General features: G+C 48.1%; 17 protein-coding genes. 4 read left to right on the top strand and 13 right to left on the bottom strand.

All coding sequences use genetic code 11. From position 1 onward, the window contains the following. Positions 1 to 13 precede the first annotated feature (13 nt). The 7 genes from dnaN to AC4BAP_RS06925 form a co-directional block, all read right to left on the bottom strand. Entirely contained in the window at positions 14 to 1,138 is a 1,125-nt protein-coding gene (gene dnaN, locus AC4BAP_RS06955; protein ID WP_490581899.1) for a DNA polymerase III subunit beta, read from the bottom strand. 104 nt (positions 1,139 to 1,242) lie between these two features. Further along, positions 1,243 to 2,940 carry a gliding motility-associated ABC transporter substrate-binding protein GldG gene (gldG, locus tag AC4BAP_RS06950; protein ID WP_490581898.1) on the bottom strand — a complete coding sequence of 566 codons (1,698 nt, stop codon included), beginning with the start codon at positions 2,938 to 2,940 and terminating at the stop codon, positions 1,243 to 1,245. Beyond that, on the bottom strand, positions 2,934 to 3,662 hold the full coding sequence (gldF, locus tag AC4BAP_RS06945; protein WP_490581897.1) for a gliding motility-associated ABC transporter permease subunit GldF: 729 nt from the start codon (positions 3,660 to 3,662) through the stop codon (positions 2,934 to 2,936). The genes gldG and gldF overlap by 7 nt, the downstream gene beginning before the upstream one ends. An 88-nt stretch (positions 3,663 to 3,750) precedes the next feature. After that, positions 3,751 to 4,665 (bottom strand): gliding motility-associated ABC transporter ATP-binding subunit GldA, encoded by a 915-nt coding sequence (gene gldA / locus AC4BAP_RS06940; RefSeq protein WP_490581896.1) that lies wholly within the window; start codon positions 4,663 to 4,665, stop codon positions 3,751 to 3,753. A gap of 237 nt (positions 4,666 to 4,902) precedes the next feature. Continuing rightward, positions 4,903 to 5,619 carry an SDR family oxidoreductase gene (locus AC4BAP_RS06935; RefSeq protein WP_490581895.1) on the bottom strand — a complete coding sequence of 239 codons (717 nt, stop codon included), beginning with the start codon at positions 5,617 to 5,619 and terminating at the stop codon, positions 4,903 to 4,905. 24 nt (positions 5,620 to 5,643) lie between these two features. Further along, positions 5,644 to 6,366, bottom strand: coding sequence for a hypothetical protein (locus tag AC4BAP_RS06930; protein WP_490581894.1), 723 nt, complete (start codon positions 6,364 to 6,366; stop codon positions 5,644 to 5,646). A gap of 62 nt (positions 6,367 to 6,428) precedes the next feature. Next, a complete protein-coding gene (locus tag AC4BAP_RS06925) occupies positions 6,429 to 7,136 on the bottom strand; it encodes an SDR family NAD(P)-dependent oxidoreductase (protein ID WP_490581893.1) in 708 nt (235 codons plus the stop codon). Positions 7,137 to 7,238: 102 nt separating this feature from the next. On the opposite strand from AC4BAP_RS06925, the gene AC4BAP_RS06920 reads away from it, so the two are divergent. Both AC4BAP_RS06920 and AC4BAP_RS06915 read left to right on the top strand, forming a co-directional pair. Continuing rightward, positions 7,239 to 7,970 carry an MlaE family ABC transporter permease gene (locus AC4BAP_RS06920; protein ID WP_490581892.1) on the top strand — a complete coding sequence of 244 codons (732 nt, stop codon included), beginning with the start codon at positions 7,239 to 7,241 and terminating at the stop codon, positions 7,968 to 7,970. A 29-nt stretch (positions 7,971 to 7,999) separates the two neighbouring features. Next, positions 8,000 to 8,764 (top strand): ABC transporter ATP-binding protein, encoded by a 765-nt coding sequence (locus AC4BAP_RS06915; protein ID WP_490581891.1) that lies wholly within the window; start codon positions 8,000 to 8,002, stop codon positions 8,762 to 8,764. An 89-nt stretch (positions 8,765 to 8,853) separates the two neighbouring features. Here the strand turns inward: AC4BAP_RS06915 and AC4BAP_RS06910 are convergent, their stop codons facing one another. From AC4BAP_RS06910 to AC4BAP_RS06895, 4 genes are all read right to left on the bottom strand, one after another. Then, positions 8,854 to 10,158 carry a NupC/NupG family nucleoside CNT transporter gene (locus tag AC4BAP_RS06910; protein ID WP_490581890.1) on the bottom strand — a complete coding sequence of 435 codons (1,305 nt, stop codon included), beginning with the start codon at positions 10,156 to 10,158 and terminating at the stop codon, positions 8,854 to 8,856. Between the two features lie 103 nt (positions 10,159 to 10,261). After that, on the bottom strand, positions 10,262 to 10,870 hold the full coding sequence (locus AC4BAP_RS06905; RefSeq protein WP_490581889.1) for a bifunctional nuclease family protein: 609 nt from the start codon (positions 10,868 to 10,870) through the stop codon (positions 10,262 to 10,264). A 14-nt stretch (positions 10,871 to 10,884) separates the two neighbouring features. Beyond that, on the bottom strand, positions 10,885 to 11,865 hold the full coding sequence (locus AC4BAP_RS06900) for an electron transfer flavoprotein subunit alpha/FixB family protein (protein ID WP_490581888.1): 981 nt from the start codon (positions 11,863 to 11,865) through the stop codon (positions 10,885 to 10,887). Positions 11,866 to 11,867: 2 nt separating this feature from the next. After that, positions 11,868 to 12,608: an electron transfer flavoprotein subunit beta/FixA family protein gene (locus AC4BAP_RS06895; RefSeq protein WP_490581887.1), complete on the bottom strand. Its 741-nt coding sequence runs from the start codon at positions 12,606 to 12,608 to the stop codon at positions 11,868 to 11,870. A 66-nt stretch (positions 12,609 to 12,674) separates the two neighbouring features. On the opposite strand from AC4BAP_RS06895, the gene AC4BAP_RS06890 reads away from it, so the two are divergent. Continuing rightward, positions 12,675 to 13,007, top strand: a complete 333-nt coding sequence (locus AC4BAP_RS06890) for a tetratricopeptide repeat protein (protein ID WP_490581886.1) — start codon at positions 12,675 to 12,677, stop codon at positions 13,005 to 13,007. A gap of 442 nt (positions 13,008 to 13,449) precedes the next feature. Here the strand turns inward: AC4BAP_RS06890 and AC4BAP_RS06885 are convergent, their stop codons facing one another. Both AC4BAP_RS06885 and AC4BAP_RS06880 read right to left on the bottom strand, forming a co-directional pair. Continuing rightward, positions 13,450 to 13,746, bottom strand: coding sequence for an antibiotic biosynthesis monooxygenase family protein (locus AC4BAP_RS06885; RefSeq protein ID WP_490581885.1), 297 nt, complete (start codon positions 13,744 to 13,746; stop codon positions 13,450 to 13,452). Between the two features lie 361 nt (positions 13,747 to 14,107). Then, positions 14,108 to 17,551, bottom strand: a complete 3,444-nt coding sequence (locus AC4BAP_RS06880; protein WP_490581884.1) for a pyruvate carboxylase — start codon at positions 17,549 to 17,551, stop codon at positions 14,108 to 14,110. Between the two features lie 272 nt (positions 17,552 to 17,823). Between AC4BAP_RS06880 and AC4BAP_RS06875 the strand changes: the two genes are divergently transcribed. Next, positions 17,824 to 18,537 carry an SDR family NAD(P)-dependent oxidoreductase gene (locus AC4BAP_RS06875; RefSeq protein ID WP_490581883.1) on the top strand — a complete coding sequence of 238 codons (714 nt, stop codon included), beginning with the start codon at positions 17,824 to 17,826 and terminating at the stop codon, positions 18,535 to 18,537. Positions 18,538 to 18,573: the final 36 nt, after the last annotated feature.

Below are 18,573 nucleotides of genomic sequence, written 5' to 3'. Positions count from 1 at the left end.
TACTTTATACGTGTTAAACGTAGTTGTTCAGCATTACCGGCATTACCAGCATTAGCACACTTTCGTTCTCCTCGTTCACGATCGGCATTAACAAGCCGGCACGGTTCGGTGTAGAAAGCTCAAATGAGATCTCATCAGAGTCGATATTGTTCAGCATTTCCATCAGGAACTTAGCGTTGAAACCGATTTCCATGTCCTCGCCTTCGTACTGGCAGGATAAACGCTCGTTCGCCTCGTTAGAGAAGTCAAGGTCTTCGGCAGACACCTGCATCTCTGAGCCCGAAAGCTTCAGGCGGATCTGGTGTGTTGTTTTGTTAGAGTAGATCGAGATACGCTTCACAGAACTTAACAGGTCCAGGCGATCGATCACCAGTTTGTTAGGGTTCTGTACCGGAATCACATTTTCGTAATCAGGGTAACGCTCATCGATCAGGCGGCAGATCATGCGGATGTTGTCGAAGCTGAAGAATGCGTTGGAGTTGTTGAACTCAACACGCACAGCCGTTGCCTCCGATGGCAGCGTTGACTTCAGCAGCATGAAAGCCTTCTTAGGTATGATCAGAGAAGCATCCTGGTTAGTGGCAATGTCGGTGCGGCGGTAACGCAGCAGGCGGTGTCCGTCTGTGGCTACAAACGTAACGTTGTCGTTGCGCAGTTGCACAAAGATACCTGTCATGGCCGGACGAAGCTCATCATTGCTAACCGCAAAGATGGTCTTGTTGATAGCTCTTGAAAGCACATTAGACGGAATCTCGATGGCAGTGCCACCCTGTACCACAGGTACACGCGGGAAATCCGTAGCGTTCTCCCCGGATAGCTTGTATCGGCCATTCGATGAGCTGATCTCAATGGTGTAAGTCTCCTCGTCAATGGTGAAGGTAACTGGCTGGTCCGGAAGGTTCTTCAGGGTCTCCAACAGGATCTTGGCTGGGGCGGCAATGCGGCCGTTTTCCTTTGCCTCCACCGGCAGCTGCGTGATCATGGATGTCTCCAGGTCGCTGGCTGTGATGGTTAGCGTGCTGTTGTTGATCTCGAACAGGAAGTTTTCCAGGATTGGCACCACAGGGTTGTTGGTTACCACACCGTTTATACTTGATAACTGCTTCAGGAGAGCAGATGAAGAGACGATAAATTTCATTATGCTATCTATAATGTTATTTGGACAAAGTTATAAATAAATCGCATTTATGCCACCACCTAATATAGTGATTTAGCAGTATTTTAGGCGAAAAAGTATAAATTCTAAAAACGTTCGTATTTACGCTTGCGCAGGTAGTAGCGGCCAGTTCCAAAGACTACCAGCAACACAATAGGCACTACCAGGTTAAGCAGTTGCCAGTAGCTCTTTTCTTCGCGCACACGCACCTTGTCTAGTGGCCTCAGCTGTATTTCCTTGCTGCGTACGTTAATCAGGCCTTCCGAGTCTAACAAATAATGAATTGTATTCATGGCCAACTCTTTATTTGCAAACTTTATGTTGTTATAACGGTCAAAACCAAGCTCATACGCCTGTCCTGTTCGTGGGTTAATTTCATTTCTGACAAGGTCCCCATCCGAGAAAACGGCAATCTTCGTCGCAACGCCATCTTCCTTCACGGTGGTTTCTGCCGCTCCCGCAGGCGCACGGCGGTTACGGAAAAGCGACGCGAACTTACCCTCCAGCAGGTAGCCAACCGGCTGCGAGCCTGCCTGGTACAACTCAGGGTTTACCTGTATGCGTGCCTCCTCCAGGCTAATCGGGGCCGGCGCCTGCAGTATCCTGGAGTATTTAGAAGTAAACACAAGCGGCGTCTTCTGTATCCCATCGGCTTTAACGGTATCCATGGTTCCGATAAATTTGGAGTAAACAGCATCCAGGTTACGGGTAATGGGGTGTTTACTGAAGTTGTTCAGCAATGGGTAAAAGCGCCAGCTTATCATCTCTGTCTGTGGCCTGTCGCCCATGTAGCCGGTTACCATAGGTATAAACCCAGCGTTCATGTCCATGATCAGAGTATGGTTCAGACGCACACCATAACGGAAAAGCAGGTCTTCGAGGTTTAGATTGTACGGCAGTGCAAACATCCCTCCTGCCCCTACACTATCCATATTTGCATTCAGGGCATCCACAAAAAACACGGCCTTGCCCCCGTTCATGATAAACTGGTCTATCTTATACTTGTCCAGCTCAGAGTATGCCGAGGTCGGCTTGGCTACGATGATCAGGTCCAGCCCTTGTAGGCTTGGTATCTGATCCAGCTCGCCACGGGCCACACGGTAATATTCCTGCAAAGAGCCCAAAAGATCGGTTACCTGTTGCATCTCCAACTCGCCTTGCCCGGTTATGTAACCAATGATCTTGTTACCCGAGAACGCCACTTTTCGCACTGCCGTAGCCAGTTCAAACTCCACACCTTCCACAGACTGGTTCAGGCGTTCGTCGGCAGAGGCCGAAAGGTTGCCTTTCAGAAAATTAACAGCTGCCTCTTTTCCTTTATACTTTATGATGGCTCCCGGAAAAACAAGGCGCTCCACTTGCTTCCCATCCTCAGTGGCGCGCAGGTTGGTTGGGTTAATGCCTTTCTGGGCCAGGCTCATCATAAACTCGTTGCGCTGCTTCTCGTCGCTGATGTCATTCGGGTCGATGAAATTGTAGCGCAGATTACCCCCGGAGTATATCCTGAACTCATCCAGTGTTTCGCGCACTGATTGCTGCAGGCGTTTAAAGCCGGCCGGGAAGTCGCCTTCCAGGTACACATCTACTACCACTTCATCCTCAAGTTGCCCCAGCATCTGCTTCGTAACCGGCGAGATAGTATAGCGCTTGTCCTCGGTAAGGTCCAGGCGGAAAAAGAAATTGGCGGCAAGTATGTTTAGCAGGATAATAGCTACCAGCCAGCCTGCAAATTTAAGCAGATCGCTGCTGCGCTTGCTTTTAGTAGGTGCTGTTTCGGTTACCATTTTCTGCTCTTTAAAACTAATGTGGTGGACAGTAGCATGATCGCGATCACACTCAGAAAGTATAGCACATCCCTGGAATCGACGAGGCCTTTGCTGATGGCATTGTAGTGGTAAGAAATGCCCAGCTGGCTTACAAAGTAACTGTACTTGCCCCACACCGGGATAGAGGCAATCGAATCGAAGCCGGTGTAAATGATAAAGCAAAGGAACACGGCGATAACAAAGGATATGATCTGGTTGCTGGACACCGATGAGGCAAACACCCCAATGGCACAGAACACACCCGCCAGGAAAACAAGACCCAAGTATGACCCCACCACAGCCGCCGAATCTACGTTGCCTTGCGGGCTACCCAGTTCGTAAACCGAGTAATAGTATAGCAGTGTAGGCAACAGCGCAAATAAAGCAAGCAATAGCGCCGCAAAGTATTTGCCAAGTATAAGCTGCAGGTCTGAAATGGGTTTTGTCAGGAGCAGCTCAATCGTGCCTTCCCTTTTCTCTTCGGCAAAAGTACGCATGGTGATGGCCGGTATCAGGAACAGAAAAACCCACGGAGCCATGCTGAAAAGCGTCTGCATGTCGGCGAAGCCATACTCCAGCACGCTGCTCTCCGGAAACACCCACATAAACATGCCGATCGCCACCAGAAACACCGCAATCACGATGTAGGCGATCAGCGAGTTCAGAAAGCCGTTGAATTCTTTTTTAAGTATTGCGAGCATTTATTTTAAATTATGAATGCTGAATTATGAATTATGAATGAGTATACTTTGCCTCCTCTCCTAATTCATAATTCATAATTTCTAATTCTTAATTCTTTGTAAGCTGTTGGAATATCTTTTCGAGTGAGTTTTCTTCCTGACGAAGACCTACCAGTGGCCAGTTTTGCTCTGCGGCAATCCGGAACACGTTAGAGCGCACATCGGCATCGCGGTTGGACGTTATGCGGTAAGTATGGCCCTGCGCTTGCTCTACCACAACTACACCCGGTATACTTTGCAGTAAGGCCACATTTACCGGCGCCTCAAACTCAACCAGCGTAACTTTCTCGTTTCTGCCACCTGCCTGCAGACTGGCCACATCACTGTCAGCTACCAGTTTGCCGCGGTTTATGATTACCACCCTGTCGCAGATAGCGGCTACCTCCTGCATGATGTGTGTCGAGAAAATAACGGTTTTGTTCTGGCCGATCTGCTTTATTAGCGCACGGATATCTACGATCTGGTTAGGATCCAGGCCCGTGGTAGGCTCGTCAAGTATAAGCACCTGCGGATCGTGCACCAACGCCTGCGCCAGGCCTACACGCTGACGGTAACCTTTTGATAGGGCTCCTATTTTCTTGCCCTGCTCTATGGTCAGGCCGCACAGCTCTACCATTTCCTGCACACGCGCTTTGGCATGCTTACCTTTCAGGCCATAAATGGAAGCAATGAAGTTAAGGTACTCGTGCACATACATGTCCAGGTAAAGCGGGTTATGCTCCGGCAGATACCCCACGTTGCGGCGCACGGCAATGGGGTCCTGCACCACATCAAAGCCGTTTACCACCACCGTACCTGCAGTTGGAGGCAAATAGCAGGTGGCAATCTTCATGGTCGTGGACTTTCCGGCACCGTTCGGCCCCAGGAAACCCAGTATCTGCCCCTGCTCTACTGTAAACGAAATATCATCCACAGCACGCTGCGACCCGAAAATCTTCGTGAGATTTTTTACTTCAACAGACAAAGTATGTTAATAACTAGTGATGAATAATTTAGACAAAGGATTTTTGGACAAAGGACGAAAGACTGTTTATAAGCACTTATGTTAAACTAGCCCACTTTCTGTGTACTTAGCGTACATACTTTATACTACTAAAAGTATACTTTATACTTTAGGTTTAATACAACGATCCTGTTGATCTTCTAATCCTGAGAATCCTGATCCAAATCCCGGTCCCAAAGGTATAAAGAACTTGCCAATCTATTGTTCTTTCGTGTATGTCTTCCTGCCTTTCGGCATCAGAGGGCGCACTTCAATGTCCACGTGGTGGTAGTTCGGGTGCGATTCCAGTGAATGAATAATAGTAGAGGCAATATCCTCTGGTCGCATCATGTTCTCGTTTACCGTAACGCTATCAATGTTATCGAAGAAGTTGGTTTGCACTGAGCCAGGGTAAATGCAGGTAACCTTTACGCCATAGTCGCGCACCTCTTTGTAAAGCGAGTGCGAAATACCACGAACAGCGTGCTTAGTGCCACAGTAACCGGACATCTGCTCAATGCCTGAGGTGCCTGCTATTGATGAAATATTAATGATGTGCCCCTCTCCCAGCTCTTTCATGCCGGGTACCACCAATCGGGTGCAGTAGAAGATGCCGTTCACGTTGGTTTCAAACATCAGGTGCCAGTCATCCAGGCTAATGTCTTCCAGGTAACCGGCTACTCCCAAACCTGCGTTGTTTACCAGGATTTGTATATGTGTACCCAAATGCGCAAAGGTCTGGTCCAAAGCCTGCTGCACCGACTCGTTGTAACGCACATCGCACTCAAAAAAGTAAAAGTTCTCATGCTCCAGATCAGGCTTGGTTCTTCCCCAGCCTGCTACCTTTGCCCCTTTGTCTAGTAAGGCCTTAACTGTGGCCAACCCTATACCTTTACTTACTCCGGTTACAACCGCTACTTTACCTTCTAAATTCATAGTTTTATACTTTATAATAGGTTCTTATTTGATTTTATAGATCAACCCTAATCGTAGTACTCTAAAAAATACGTCCTGGTCAACTCCTCCCTCCAAATTAGGTTTATGGTCGGTTAAGCCATGTGCATAGCTAACAGATAACCCCACATGCTTATAGTATGAAGTGATACCTATTCGAGGTCTGAAATCAAAGGTTGAAGCCATTACACCTAATTCTCTGCTAAATTCAATTTCCTCATTCTGCCCATAAGTCACAACCGATTTCTCACGGGCAATAACCAATAACCCAAGGTCTGCGCCAATGGTCAGGTCATGGTAAAACTTACCCGTTTCAAACCTTCGTCCAAAGTATGGTTGCAGGTTCAGGAAATCATAACGCAGGGTTGTAGAGCCTTCAGCCGCTTCGCTGCGCTGTGTATTGTTTTCCGATACCAACACCCTATCAATTTTAACTTCTCCTTTCAGCGACTCAAAACCAAGCTGAGCACCTACAATAAAGTTACGTGTATTAACCTTTTGCAACTGAGCGGATATGCCATACGCAGCGGCAAATTTGTTTCCGTATGGATTAGAAGTATAGACAGATCCATGTTGAGGCATATGATACATCCTGCTTGTACTTGCAGCAGACTCACCGCCAAAGCGTGATAAGCCTGAGTTAAGCTGTACGCCAATTTCCAGTTTCTGTCCGAACGCTATAGTTGTACAGAATAGCCCTAAGGCAATAGGTAAAAATTTTGTTTTCATGTAGTATGTAATTGGTTTGTTTACAATGGAAAAATTCACTCATTCACTCATTCAAAATTGTCTTAAATATCCCCCAGTTGCGGCCTGATGAGCATCTCCTCCACCACGCTGTTCTCTGAAAGAATATAAGCATTATGCACGGCCATGGCCACGTCCTCAGATTTCATAAAACGCTCTGGCGGCAGGTCCACACCTTCCCAGCTGGCTGTGAGAGTAGCTCCCGGAAGTATAGCCGTTACCCTTACATTGTGCTCTTTGGTTTCTTCGCGCAGCACTTTGGTCATGCCGTAGAGCGCATACTTCGAAATGCAGTAAGAGCCGCCGTTAATGTATGGGGTTATACTTGCCGTGGAACACATGTTAAAGATATGCCCTGAGCGGCGCTTGATCATGTCGCCTACCACGGCCTTTGTGAGGTAATAGGCGCTGTATAGATTTGTGTTGATCATAAACGGCAGGGCTTCATCGTCCTCTTCGGTAATCTTGCCCGGGATAAACAGGCCACTGTTGTTAACAAGCACGTCTATCCTAACTTTAAGCCCTTTCACATACTTGATAAAATCTTTCAGCGAGTCAGGTTTGCTAAGGTCAGCCTCTTTGTAAAGAACTTTCGAGAAAGTATAACTCTGTTCGATCTCGATCTTTAACTTCTGCAGGTCGTTTTCGTTACGGGAACAGGTAATGATATGGAAACCGTTTTTCGCAAATTGTTCAATCACAGCCCTTCCGATTCCCTTTGTGCCGCCTGTTACCAGAATGTATCGTTGCATAAATATGTACTACTTTATATGTTTTGCAATTTTACACGTAATATAGCTATTAATACCTTATTTTTGTTTAATAACAAGCTTTAACACGCATCTGAACCCCATATGCTGCAACACTTCGGACAGTATCTGCTCTTCATGACGAGCCTTTTCACCAGAACTGAATCGCCAAAGATACTCTTTAACAGAACAATCGACGAGGCTATACTTATAGGTATAAACTCCATTTTCATAGTGGCTATTGTGTCAACTTTTATCGGTGCCGTAACTTGTGTGCAGGTATCCTATAACCTGAACAATGCCTTCATACCAAGATCCACAATAGGTTTTATGGTGCGGGAAATGACCATACTTGAGCTGGCCCCTACCATCACCTCTATCGTGCTGGCAGGTAAAGTAGGCTCTAACATCGCCGGCGGCCTGGGCACCATGCAGATAACAGAACAGGTAGACGCACTGGAAGTGATGGGCATCAACTCCGCCTCTTACCTGGTGCTGCCTAAAGTAATTGCCTCGCTGCTGGTGTTCCCGATGCTTGTGATTCTGGCCATGTTTCTCTCTATTGCGGGTGGCTACGTGGCAGGCACCGTTACAAATGCCTTAACTGCACAGGAATACATCACCGGAATTCGTGGCGATTTTGTGCCTTATAACATCACCTTCGCCCTTATTAAGTCTGTTGTGTTTGCTTTCCTGATCTCATCTATATCATCTTTCAGAGGCTACAATACAAGGGGTGGTGCCCTTGAAGTGGGAGGCGCCAGTACTGCCGCCGTAACAAACAGCGTCATCGCTGTACTTATAGGCGATTATGTGTGTGCCCAGTTGCTTCTGTAAGGATTATTTATACTTCTAGCCTAGCTAACATGATCGAAATACATAACATACATAAAACCTTCGGCGACAAAAAAGTACTGGACGGCATTAGCGGTGTTTTTGAAACAGGTAAAACAAACCTGTTGCTTGGGGCCAGCGGTACAGGTAAAAGCGTGCTGCTGAAGTGTATTGTAGGCCTGATAAAACCCGACCTGGGCAGCGTTACTTTTGACGGCACTTACTTTACGAATAATAAATTGGACATACGGCAGGAAATCCGTCGTAAGATCGGAATGCTGTTCCAGAGCTCTGCCCTGTTCGACTCCATGACCGTGGAGCAAAATGTGATGTTCCCGCTCAAGATGCTCGCTAAAATGCCCAAAGACGAACGCATGGACAGGGTAAACTTTTGCCTGAAGCGCGTTGGTCTGGAGAACGCAAACAAAAAGATGCCTTCTGAACTTAGCGGTGGTATGAAGAAACGAGTGGGTATTGCACGCGCCATTGCCCCTGATTGTACCTACCTGTTCTGCGATGAGCCAAACTCCGGTCTGGACCCTTTAACTGCCCTTAAAATAGACGGACTAATCAAGGAGATTACCGAGGAGTATAATATTACTACCATAGTAGTAACCCACGACATGAACTCCGTGATCGAAATCGGTGATAAGATTATGTTCCTGTACGAAGGCAAAAAGCTGTGGGAAGGCAACCGCGACAACATCCTGGATTCTGACGTGCCGGAACTGAATGAGTTTATCTTTGCCAACCGCCTGATGCGCGACGCCAAAAAAGTGGAAGAAGGCGAAGCCTAAGTATAAATTACATTCTCCGGAAAAGTATAAAACAGCAGCGCCTGCCACTTAACAATGGCAGGCGCTGCTGTTTTATACTATTTATACTTCTAAATACCGTAAAGCATGCCCGAAACGGTTGCCGTCATCATACAGGCAAGCGAGGCACCCAACAAGGCCAGGAAACCCAGCTTAGACAGGTTACCCTGCTGGCTAGGGGCCATACTTCCGATACCACCGATCTGGATAGCAATAGAGCTAAAGTTTGAGAAACCGCACAAGGCATACGTAGACATGATCAGTGACTTTGGCGAAAGCAGGCTGTTATTTTTCATTTCTGCCAGGTCCAGGTAAGCCACAAACTCGTTGATGGCTGTTTTCTGACCAAGCAAGCTGCCTACCAGCAAAGTATCCTGCCACGGCACACCCATGATAAACGCAAACACTCTGAAGATCTGGCCAAGCAGGTACTGCAACGAGAAACCAGAGAAACGTCCGTCTGTGCTGGAAACAACCCATGCATTCAGGCCGGTCAGGTCTCCTACAAGGTCAGTTAACAGGTAATTCACAAGGGCAATCACCGCAATAAAGGCAAGCAACATACCACCCACGTTCGCAGCCAGTCTAAGGCCATCTGCAGCACCTCTCGAAAGGGCGTCTACCAGGTTCACACCAAGCTGCTCCTGGTTCATTTCAAGCTCTGTATGTATCTTCTCCGGTTCTGTTTCCGGCACCAGTATCTTGGCAAGCACAATGCCTGCCGGCGCGTTCATGATAGAGGCCGTTAAAAGGTGCGCGGCAAAGATCGCCTTCTGTGCAGGGTCGTCGCCACCCAGAAAGGCCACGTAAGCAGCCAGTACACCACCAGCAAGCGTAGCCATACCACCCGTCATTAAGCACATCAGTTCAGAGCGCGTCATGCGGCCGATAAACGGACGCACCAGCAAAGGTGCCTCTGTCTGGCCCAGGAAAATGTTGCCTGCCGCAGACAAACTCTCAGCACCCGATAGGCGCATGCCCTTCGACATAACCCAGGCAATGCCATATACTATTTTCTGGAGTACGCCCAGGTAGTATAAACCAGCTGAAACCGTAGAGAAGAAAATAATGGTTGGAAGCACCGAGAAAGCGAAGATAAATCCTAAGCCGGCATTTTGAGAAGGGTTGGCCAGGTTGCCAAACAGGAACTGCGCACCTGCCTGCGAGAAATCAAGGAAGGTAACAAAACCACGGCTAACGGCAGCAAAACCATCGGCTACCAGCGGCACCTGGGTTACCAGAACGCCAAACAGCAGTTGCAGAAAAACACCGAAGCCTACCAGCTTCCAGTCAATACGTTTTTTGTTTTTTGAGAACAAGAATGCAATGGCCAACAGAACTACTAATCCTATGAGCCCTCTGAAAATATCGTACATGCTTTGGGACAAAATTTGCCAAAAGTAACCCTAATATCTTTTAAAACAAAAAGTCCTGCGCCACTTAGGCACAGGACTTTCAAATATTCAGATATTGTTAAAATCAGTTACGCTTATTCAGCTCGTCGCGGATTTTAGCTGCTTTTTCGTAATCCTCTTTTTCAAGAGCATCGTTCAGCATCTTATTAAGCTCATCCACAGAAGTTTGGCTCAGCGATTCTTTTGAGGTTGACGAGGATGCCGAAGGCGAACTGCTCTTCACAGCCATTTCTTCGCTTTCTTCCTCTTCTTCGTCCTCCAGGTCGCTAAGTATGATACCTGCCTCAGAAAGCACGCTTTCCACTGTATAGATCGGTACCCCAAAACGCAGACCTATCGCTATGGCATCAGAAGGGCGTGCATCCAGTTCAAACTCACTTGTACCATTGGTGCACATGATCTTGGAGTAGAAAACCCCCTCCTTCAGGTCTGATATCAGGATCTCTGTTACCCGCACATCGAGCTGCTCAGCAAACGACTTGAACAAGTCGTGTGTAAGTGGCCTGTTTGGGTTGATCTTCTCTATCTGTATGGCAATGGACTGTGCTTCAAACATCCCAATGATGATCGGCAGCCTTCTGTTTCCGTCTCTCTCACCCAGCACCAGAGCAAACGAACCTGTCTGCGACTGGCTTGATGAAAGCCCGAGTATCTCTAACTGAATTTTCTTCACAGTATCTTCTAAGTCTATTTGTCTAAAGCTTTCGCAGCTTCAATTAATTTAGGAACAACCTCGAAAGCGTCACCTACTATGCCGTAATCGGCAGCTTTAAAGAACGGTGCTTCCGGATCCTTATTAATAACGACAATCACTTTAGAAGAGTTAACCCCTGCCAGGTGCTGAATTGCGCCGGAAATACCGATGGCAATATACAAATTCGGGCTAACAGTTATACCTGTCTGGCCAACGTGCTCATGGTGAGGTCTCCAGTCAAGGTCAGACACAGGCTTAGAGCAGGCTGTAGCAGCGCCAAGCGCCTTTGCCAGATCCTCTACTAGGTGCCAGTTCTCAGGGCCTTTCAAGCCACGGCCACCAGATACCACGATCTCCGCCTCTGGTAGCAGCACGCCACCGTCAGTGTCCTGCATCACAGTCTCTTTAGGAGCAGCGGCAAAATCAGCATCCGACAGGTCGGCAGACAATTTCTCTACTGTGGCAGTTGCACCGTTGTTATGCGTGACCTCAAAAGAGTTTTTCTTAACAGCGATGATCTTTACATCAGATGTAAGGTTCACATCGGCGAAAGCTTTACCAGAGAAAACGCCACGCGTTACAACAAACGAGCCACCATCCGTGTTAGGAAGCGTGGTTACGTTAGTGGCTAGCGATCCGTTCAGGCGAACAGCCAGCTTAGAGCCAACCGCAGCACCAATGTTTGTGTTGGCAAACACAAGCACTTTAGCGCTCTCCTGCTGCGCCGCTTTCGCGATCACTTTTACATAGGCATCTGCCACAAACTGCTTTAAACGATCGTCTGCATCGTATAATACTTTGCTGATCCCCTGCTCACCCAGTTTAACAAGTGCATCTTCGTGTACCTCGCCAATAGCAACAGCAGTGGCAGTTGTGCCCATTTGCTGTGCAACCTGGCTGCCATAAGAGGCTGCCTCCAGCGAGGATTTTTTGATCTCTCCGTTAAGACCTTCTACAAATACTAATACAGACATGGTTATAGTACTTTAGCTTCGTTTCTCAATAATGTAATCAGTTCTCCTGCGTTCTCAGGCTCAATCATTTTAACGCCGCCTTTTTTCTCAGGCTTGCTGTAGCCCACGTACTCGGCCTTTACTTCAGCGCCAACCGGCTCTTTAACTGTAAGTGGCTTTGTACGGGCAGTCATGATACCACGCATGTTCGGGATTCTTGGCTCAGACATTGGCTGCTGTGCGCTGGCCACGAATGGCAGCTTCACCTCCACCACTTCTTTACCACCCTCGATCTCACGCTCCAAACGCGCCGTGCTGTCGTCAACCATATCCAGCTTAAAGGCAGGCGTAACAGACGGAATGCCCAGCATCTCGCCCACCATGTTATGCACCTGGAAGCCGTTATAATCGATAGACTCTTTGCCCATCAGGATCATGTCGTAGTTATTTTCCTTGGCAACGGCAGCGATCTGCTGTGCCACGAAGAAAGCATCTTTAGGGAATGCGTTTACACGGATGGCATCATCTGCACCAATGGCAAGCGCTTTGCGGATGTTCGGCTCAGTATCGGCCTCTCCTACGTTCAGCACTGTAACCGAACCGCCTTTAGCCTCTTTCAGCTCTATGGCCCTGGTCAGTGCGTACTCATCCCATGGGTTGATAACATACTGAACGCCGTTCTTGTCGAACTCTTTGTTATCTCCCGTGAAGTTGATCTTCGAAGTAGTATCGGGAACGTTACTGATGCAAACTAATATTTTCATATGCGAAATGTTAGCTTATTAAAAGTTAAATTTGTGCGAAGTTAGTTAAAATATAGCCAAATCGAAATGTCTCAAAATAGATTAGAACAACTTTTCAAATTCCTGGAAGAGGACCCGAACGATGCCTTTACACTGTATGCCATCGCCACCGAATACCGCAACCTGGACAAGCAGAAGGCCATGGAATACTATGAAAAACTGCTAGCCGAACATGAGAACTACGTAGGTACGTATTACCACGCAGCCAAACTATACGAAGAGTTTGGCAATAACGATGTAGCTGAACGAATTTATAAGAAAGGAATGCTGATCAGTCGCCGGGAAGGCAACCTGCACGCTTTCTCAGAATTGCAGCAAGCCTACAATAAAATGATGGGCCTGGATTACGAGGATGACTAGTATTCCCCGAACTGCTTACTCCAAAAATAGTATGCATGCAGCATATTTCCAAACCCTACTTATAAAACTGCTGTAAGTATTTTTTGTTTGTCTGAATCAGGATTTACGGGATCTAAAATATTTTCAGGATTACCGTAAGGTAAAGGTTTGGAGTTATTGATTGCACCATCAAGTATAAAATGCTTTGATATACAGCGAATTTCTCGTAGGGACAGGTCGCGACCCAATGCCGCCAACTTACGGGAGTCGCTCTTTCGGACTTCTTTGTCCGAAAGTAAACTGCCAGGGGACATCCTTGTCCCCGTATTCCGCAACGCGGACAAGGATGTCCGAATCAGCTTCACTAAATCCTTAAATTGATGGCATTGGGTCACGACCTGTCCCTGCGAAGCAGTATAAAGTATAAGAGCAGCTTGTTTAGGGCTGCTCTTATACTTTATACTTATCCGCAAACGTGCTCCAGAAACCTGATCTTGGTGCTGCCAGGCACCAGCTTTAATCCTTTCGGGATGCCGTGGTGGGAGTCTTTGTAGTGGTTGGCAAACCATACTTTGTAGCTTTCCTCATCGGTCCAGTAGGTCATCAGCCAGATCTCGTTCTCGTTCTCCTGCGGGTACATTACCTCCAGTTTAAGAAAGCCCGCTTCTTTATCAACCATGTGTGGCCTGTTCTTAAAGGCTTCTCTTACTTCAGCGGCCATATCGTTGGCTATGGTAAATGTGCTTAGGGCAATAAACATGTAGTGAATTTAAAATTGAAAGAAATCTAAAGGCTTGTTTAAGTATAAGCCTGAGGTTTTATAAAGGTACGGGAATAAAATAAAGTATGATAAGTAACGGTACTAAAGTATGATTTTCATGTAGCTGCCACATGTTGCTCTTCGGTATTTGTAATCCCGAAGCATCTACTATCAGGATTTGCAATCCGGCTTTTAGCTATTTAACCGCAGGTCAGCAGGAGCAAAATACAAGATCGGATTAAAAATCCTTATAATAACATACTTTCGGACTGCAAATCCAATAGAGCGAATAAACTCGTGAGCAAAAAAAGCCACAGCTACAAACCTGCAGCTGTGGCTTTATACTTTAGCTTATACTTTATCAATTCAGGGTCAGCACCAGGTCATCGGTGTTAACCAGGGAGCCCTCCGTAAGATGCACTGCACCTACTTTGGTGTCTTCCGGCGCAGTTATGGTGGTTTCCATCTTCATGGCCTCGATTATGAACAGTGGCGTGTTTTTCTTTACCTGCTGCTCCTTCTCTACCAGAATCTTCGACAGCAGGCCCTGCAACGGCGCACCCACCTGTTTCGGATTGGCTTTGTCTACTTTCTGGTGCTGCACGCGCTCTACTTTTACCGAGCTGTCCCGCACCTCAATGTTTCGGGTCTGCCCATTCAGTTTAAAGAACACGGTACGCATGCCGTCCTCATCAACCGGACCCACCGAATGAAACTTGATCACGATGGATTTACCACGGGCAATGTCGATGATAGCCTCCTCGCCGGGTTGCATGCCATAGAAGAACAGACGGGTCGGTATCTTAGAAACATCCCCATACAGCTCATAGTGCTTGTAGTAGTCCTCGTATACTTTCGGATAGAGTTGATATGACAGGAAGTCGAGTATCGTGGTTTCCTTTCCAAACTTTTGTTGGAATTCGGCAAACTCCTGGTCAAAGTCCACTGGCTCCAGGTGCTCGTTTGGCCGGTCAGTGAACGGCTTCTCATTCTTCAGCACAATTTCCTGTATCTTCTTCGGGAATCCGCCGGCAGGCTGCCCCAGGTCACCTCTGAAGAATGCCTGTACAGAATCCGGGAAAGAGATCTGATCACCGCGCTCCAGCACATCAATGGTGGTCAGGTTGTTGGATACCAGGTACAGCGCCATGTCCCCTACCACTTTCGAGCTTGGTGTTACCTTTACAATATCGCCAAACATCATGTTTACCTCCGAATAGGTTTCCTTTATCAGTTCCCACTTATCGCCAAGCCCAAGTGCATTTGCCTGCGGACGCAGGTTGGAGTACTGCCCTCCGGGAATCTCGTGGTGGTATACTTCGGCAGTGCCGGCCTTCAGGCCCGACTCAAACGGGTAGTAGTACTCCCGCACGGTTTCCCAGTAGTTGGAGTGCTTGTTCAGGCTTACCTGGTCAAACTCGCGGTGCCGTTCCTGGAAGCGCATCATCTCCACAATGGAGTTAAAGTTTGGCTGCGAGGTTAACCCGGACATAGAGCCAAGCGCCACATCCACTATATCCACGCCTGCCTCAATAGCCTTCAGGTAAGTTGCAGCTTGTATAGAAGATGTATCGTGGGTGTGCAGGTGAATCGGCAGCTTTACTGTATCGCGCAGCGCCTCTACAAGTATGGTGGCAGCATAGGGTTTCAACAGGCCGGCCATGTCTTTTATGGCAAGTATGTGCGCGCCGGCATCTTCTATTTGCTTTGCCAGCTGTAGGTAGTACTCTAAAGTATACTTTGTTTTCTGCGGATTCAGGATATCGCCGGTATAGCAGATGGATACCTCGGCCAAACCCTGCGTGCGCTTGCGCACATAGTTAATACAAGGCTCCATACTTTTGAGCCAGTTCAGGGAGTCGAAGATTCGGAAAATATCCACGCCGGTTTCCCATGATTTCTCCACGAAGGCTTCGATCAGGTTATCCGGATAGGCCTTGTAACCTACCCCGTTCGAGCCCCTGATCAGCATCTGCAAAAGTATGTTCGGCACCGCTTTCCTGATCTGAGCCAGGCGGTCCCAAGGGTCTTCGTGCAGAAAGCGCAGGCAAACGTCAAAGGTGGCACCGCCCCATACTTCCATACTAAAGGTCTGCGGATGATCCTTGGCAAAGCCCTCGGCTATCTTCAGCATGTCAAAGGTGCGCATGCGCGTGGCCAGCAACGACTGGTGGGCATCCCGGAAAGTGGTATCGGTATAATGGATAAGCGGATCGTTGCGCAGCCACTTCGAGAATACATCCGGTCCCAACTCCGTCAGTAGGTTTTTGGTACCTTTTTCGTATGGCTGGCCCAGGCGCTGCCCAAAGAAATCAGGCTTTCGCAACACCTTGTCTTTGTCCTGCTTCTTCACGATAGGGTTACCATTCACGATCACGTTGCCCAGGAAAGTGAGCATTTTAGTAGCCCTGTCCTTGATCTGCTTAAACACGAATAGTTCCGGGTGCGTCTTCACAAAATCCACGGTTGAATCTCCAGAAATAAACTCCGGATGATTGATGATGTTCTGCAGAAACTGGATGTTGTGCTTTACCCCCCTGATCCTGAACTCATCCAGGGTACGCGACATTTTGGTAGCCGCATGGCGCAGCGTTGGCGCATGTGCAGATACTTTTACCAGCAACGAATCGAAGAACGGGCTGATCTTGGCCCCCTGGTACACGCTGCCCTGATCCAGGCGGATACCGAAACCGCCTGCGCTGCGGTAGGCGATCACGGTGCCATAGTCGGGTTTAAAATCGTTTTCGGGATCTTCGGTGGTAATACGGCACTGTATGGCCACCCCGTTGGCGCGCACATTGTGCTGTGGCCCCAGAAGCACTTCTTCATGGTCCAGGGTATAACCATCGGCAATTAATATCTGGGTCTTAATCAGGTCGATGCCCGTGATCATCTCCGTTACGGTATGCTCTACCTGTATGCGCGGGTTAACCTCAATGAAGTAGATGTTGTCGGTGTGCGGCTCTACCAAAAACTCCACCGTGCCCACGTTGTTATAGTTTACTGCTTTACAGATTTTAATGGCATAGTCGTAAAGCTTCTGCCTTGTTTCCTCGTTCAGGCTAATGGCAGGCGCCACTTCCACCACCTTTTGGAAACGCCGCTGCACCGAGCAGTCGCGCTCGAAAAGGTGTATGATGTTACCATAGTTGTCGGCCACTACCTGCACCTCAATGTGCTTGGGATTCTCCACATACTTCTCCAGGAAAACTGTATCGTCGCCGAAGGCTTTCTGGGCCTCGTTCTTAGCCTCAAAAAAGCCGCGTTCCAACTGGTCGTCATCCCGGATAACGCGCATACCCCGGCCACCACCTCCAGCGGCTGCCTTCAGCATAAGCGGGTAGCCTATGCGGTGCGCCTCTTCCAGGGCCGTGTCATAAGTGTTCAGGTCCAGGTCGTTGCTCTGGATAATTGGCACATCGCAGCTCTGGGCCACTTTCTTGGCAGCTATTTTATCCCCCAGCGAGGCCATCACCTTTGGTTTCGGACCTATAAAGATGATGCCGTTGTCGGCACATTTTTGAGAGAAATGCTGGTTTTCGGAGAGGAACCCATAGCCCGGGTGAATGGCATCCACACCATTTTCCTTGGCAATGGCAATAATTCCGTCGATATCCAGGTAAGGCTGCAGAGGTTGGTTGTCCTTGCCGATCTGGTAGGCTTCGTCGGCTTTGTAACGGTGCAGCGAATAGCGGTCTTCGTAAGTATAAATGGCAACAGTTTGAATGTTAAGCTCGGTGCAGGCACGCAACACACGTATGGCTATCTCGCCACGGTTCGCAACAAGTACTTTCTTAATTTTCATATAAGGTGAGGTGAGGTATGCTTTATTTTGATCTTTACAATTGGCATTTCAGGGACATTTAAAAAGCTGGCTCCAACCGGATGCTAAAGAGAATCACTGTACTCCCTGGTTGCCCAATAATACCTGATTTTTGTTCAGAAGGTTATAATGCAATTTTACTATACTCTAGCCAGCATCAACATTCCTATAAAAACCTTAACACGTCGCAGAACAAATATGAGCGGACAGGGTTTAACAGGCATACACGAATACACACAGCTACACGAATTAGCATGAGCTTTAAAGACAAAAACATACTTGTGGTTGGCGGCACTTCCGGCATTGGGTTAGAAACCGCTAAAGCGCTGCAGGCTAAAGGCGCAAACATAATTACGGCATCACGCAAAAAACCGGAAACGGATACAGACTTGCAGCACATTACCCTGGATGTGTTGCAATTGGATAATAGCTTTACCGAACAATTGCCCGATGTGCTGCATGGCCTGGTTTATTGCCCCGGAAGTATAAAATTGAAGCCCTTTGAGCGTTTGCAACTGGAAGATTTCCGGAACGACCTGGAACTGAATGTGCTGGGTGCGGTGCAGGTACTGAAGGCAGTCATGCCTTTGTTAAAGAAAGCCGAGGATGCCAGTGTGGTTATGTTCAGTACGGTAGCGGCACAACTGGGCATGCCGTTTCATACTTCCATCGCAACGGCAAAGGCAGCCATACTTGGGCTAACGGTTTCGCTTGCCGCAGAGTATGCAGTCTCAGGCATCAGGTTCAACGCCATAGCCCCTTCCCTGACGGATACTCCCCTGGCCGCCTCACTGCTGAACACACCCGAAAAGGCAGAAGCTGCTGGCAAAAGGCACCCGCTGGGTCGCGTGGGTACTCCACAGGACATGGCGCAGGCAGCCCTGTACCTGCTCTCCGATGATGCCAGCTGGATGACAGGACAAGTGCTGCACCTGGATGGCGGCATGAGTAGTGTTAAGCTGCTGTAATGTACTGGCAGATAGATATGCCCTGTAGCAAATAAG

The organism is Pontibacter sp. GD7, assembly GCF_058216375.1.
The sequence above is the reverse complement of the archived record's forward strand: the minus strand, read 5'-3'. Positions and strand labels throughout refer to the sequence as shown.

Coding starts and splice junctions, on each gene's coding strand:
- AC4BAP_RS06920 (WP_490581892.1), top strand. CDS start 7,239: ATGCTGCAACACTTCGGACAGTATCTGCTCTTCATGACGAGCCTTTTC.
- AC4BAP_RS06875 (WP_490581883.1), top strand. CDS start 17,824: ATGAGCTTTAAAGACAAAAACATACTTGTGGTTGGCGGCACTTCCGGC.
- dnaN (WP_490581899.1), bottom strand. CDS start 1,138: ATGAAATTTATCGTCTCTTCATCTGCTCTCCTGAAGCAGTTATCAAGT.
- AC4BAP_RS06900 (WP_490581888.1), bottom strand. CDS start 11,865: ATGTCTGTATTAGTATTTGTAGAAGGTCTTAACGGAGAGATCAAAAAA.
- AC4BAP_RS06895 (WP_490581887.1), bottom strand. CDS start 12,608: ATGAAAATATTAGTTTGCATCAGTAACGTTCCCGATACTACTTCGAAG.
- AC4BAP_RS06890 (WP_490581886.1), top strand. CDS start 12,675: ATGTCTCAAAATAGATTAGAACAACTTTTCAAATTCCTGGAAGAGGAC.
- gldG (WP_490581898.1), bottom strand. CDS start 2,940: ATGGTAACCGAAACAGCACCTACTAAAAGCAAGCGCAGCAGCGATCTG.
- AC4BAP_RS06885 (WP_490581885.1), bottom strand. CDS start 13,746: ATGTTTATTGCCCTAAGCACATTTACCATAGCCAACGATATGGCCGCT.
- AC4BAP_RS06910 (WP_490581890.1), bottom strand. CDS start 10,158: ATGTACGATATTTTCAGAGGGCTCATAGGATTAGTAGTTCTGTTGGCC.
- AC4BAP_RS06880 (WP_490581884.1), bottom strand. CDS start 17,551: ATGAAAATTAAGAAAGTACTTGTTGCGAACCGTGGCGAGATAGCCATA.
- AC4BAP_RS06915 (WP_490581891.1), top strand. CDS start 8,000: ATGATCGAAATACATAACATACATAAAACCTTCGGCGACAAAAAAGTA.
- AC4BAP_RS06935 (WP_490581895.1), bottom strand. CDS start 5,619: ATGAATTTAGAAGGTAAAGTAGCGGTTGTAACCGGAGTAAGTAAAGGT.
- AC4BAP_RS06925 (WP_490581893.1), bottom strand. CDS start 7,136: ATGCAACGATACATTCTGGTAACAGGCGGCACAAAGGGAATCGGAAGG.
- gldF (WP_490581897.1), bottom strand. CDS start 3,662: ATGCTCGCAATACTTAAAAAAGAATTCAACGGCTTTCTGAACTCGCTG.
- AC4BAP_RS06930 (WP_490581894.1), bottom strand. CDS start 6,366: ATGAAAACAAAATTTTTACCTATTGCCTTAGGGCTATTCTGTACAACT.